A 2,243-nucleotide genomic window follows, 5' to 3' on the forward strand; every position below is an offset into this window, starting at 1 on the left:
CGTCGACCAGGTCATGCTCGGGAGCCAGCACCAGGTAGGTGGCGCCGAACATCGTGTCCGGCCGGGTGGTGAAAACCATGCAGCGCAACTGGATTGGCCGCTCCATCGGCACCCGGGCGCTGTTCTCGGCGCGCAACACCAGTGGCGAGACGGTCGACATCGAGGTTTTCACCACCCGGCCGGACACGATGTTCGGCGCCACCTACCTGGTGCTGGCTCCCGAGCATGACCTGGTCGACGGGCTGATTGCCGCCGGCTGGCCGGAGGGGACCGACCCGCGGTGGACCTACGGCGCCGCGACGCCGGCCCAGGCCGTCGCCGACTACCGGCAGGCGATCGCGGCGAAGTCGGATCTCGAGCGGCAGGAGAGCAAGGAGAAGACCGGCGTCTTCCTGGGCAGCTACGCGCGCAACCCCGCCAACGGCGAGCCGGTGCCGATCTTCATCGCCGACTACGTGTTGGCCGGATACGGGACCGGCGCCATCATGGCGGTTCCGGGCCACGATCAGCGCGACTGGGACTTCGCCCACCAGTTCGGCCTTCCCATCGTGGAAGTCATTGCCGGCGGTGATGTTTCGGAAGCCGCCTATCCCGGCGACGGCATGCTGGTCAACTCCGGCTACCTCGACGGGATGGACGTGCCGACGGCGAAGAAAGCGATCACCGCGCGTCTGGAGGCGGATGGCCGCGGCTGGGCCCGCATCGAATTCAAGCTTCGGGACTGGCTTTTCGCCCGGCAACGCTACTGGGGCGAGCCGTTCCCGATCGTGTACGACAGCGACGGTCGCGCTCATGCGCTCGACGAAGCCGCCCTGCCAGTCGAGCTGCCCGACGTGCCGGACTACTCGCCGGTGCTGTTCGACCCCGACGACGCCGACAGCGAGCCGTCACCTCCACTGGCCAAGGCCACCGAGTGGGTGCACGTGGAATTGGACCTCGGCAACGGCTTGCAGCCCTACACCCGCGACACCAACGTGATGCCGCAGTGGGCCGGCAGCTCCTGGTATGAACTGCGCTACACCGATCCCTACAACTCGGAACGGCTGTGCGCCAAGGAGAACGAAGCGTATTGGATGGGTCCGCGGCCCGACGAGCACGGCCCGCAGGACCCCGGCGGTGTCGACCTCTACGTCGGCGGCGCCGAACACGCGGTGCTGCACCTGCTGTATGCGCGGTTCTGGCACAAGGTCTTGTACGACCTGGGACACGTCAGCTCCAAGGAGCCCTACCGCCGCCTGGTAAACCAGGGCTACATCCAAGCCTTCGCCTACACCGACTCGCGAGGCTCGTATGTCCCCGCCGACGAGGTTGTCGAACGGGGCGGCCGCTTCTTCTACCCGGCTCCCGGCGGCGAGATCGAGGTCTTCCAGGAGTTCGGCAAAATTGGTAAGAGCCTGAAGAATTCGATATCTCCGGACGAGATTTGCGACGAGTACGGCGCGGACACGCTGCGGGTATACGAGATGTCGATGGGCCCCTTGGAAGCCTCCCGCCCCTGGGCCACCAAGGACGTCGTCGGGGCGCAACGCTTCCTGCAGCGTGTGTGGCGGCTGGTGGTGGACGAGCAGACCGGCGCTACACGGGTGGTCGATGTGGCCGGCCAACAAGAGCTCGACACCGAAACCTTGCGCGCGCTGCACCGCACCATCGCGGGAGTTTCGGAAGACTATGCGGCACTGCGGAATAACACCGCGGCGGCCAAACTGATCGAGTACACGAACCACCTGACCAAGGAGCACCGCGACGCGGTACCGCGCGCGGCGGTCGAGCCGCTGGTGCTGATGCTGGCGCCGCTGGCCCCGCACCTGGCCGAGGAACTGTGGCTGCGGCTTGGCCACACCACGTCGCTGGCGCATGGCCCGTTCCCGCAAGCCGATCCGGCCTACCTGGTCGACGACAGTGTCGAATACCCGGTCCAGGTCAACGGCAAGGTGCGGGGGCGCGTGGTGGTCGCCGCCGATGCCGACCAAGACACGCTGAAAGCCGCGGCGTTGTCGGACGAGAAGGTTCAGGCATTCCTGGCGGGCGCCAATCCGCGCAAAGTGATCGTCGTCCCGGGCCGGCTGGTCAACCTGGTCGTCTAGCGAGTAGCCGAGTCAATGGCCTGCGGGCCGCAGCACGACCTCGTGGACGTGGCCGTCTGGGGGAGTGGCCACCACATTGGCTACCGCGGCAGCGACCGTCTCTGGCTTGAGAAACTTAGCGGCGTCGTACGCGCCGCCCTCGAATGCGACGAGTTCGCG

3 pseudogenes are annotated in these 2,243 nt (G+C 67.0%); 1 reads left to right on the forward strand and 2 read right to left on the reverse strand.

From position 1 onward, the window contains the following. A pseudogene (locus A9X03_RS30790) lies at positions 1–76 on the reverse strand (hypothetical protein); the annotation flags it as partial. Between A9X03_RS30790 and leuS the strand changes: the two are divergent. Then, positions 69–2,084: pseudogene (gene leuS, locus A9X03_RS05800) on the forward strand (leucine--tRNA ligase); the annotation flags it as partial. The pseudogenes A9X03_RS30790 and leuS sit on opposite strands and share 8 nt — an antisense overlap. 12 nt (positions 2,085–2,096) lie before the next feature. Here the strand turns inward: leuS and A9X03_RS28250 are convergent. Then, positions 2,097–2,243, reverse strand: a pseudogene (locus tag A9X03_RS28250) (short chain dehydrogenase); the annotation flags it as partial.

It is taken from the genome of Mycobacterium sp. E1715, assembly GCF_001667625.1.
Classification (GTDB): Bacteria; Actinomycetota; Actinomycetes; order Mycobacteriales; family Mycobacteriaceae; genus Mycobacterium.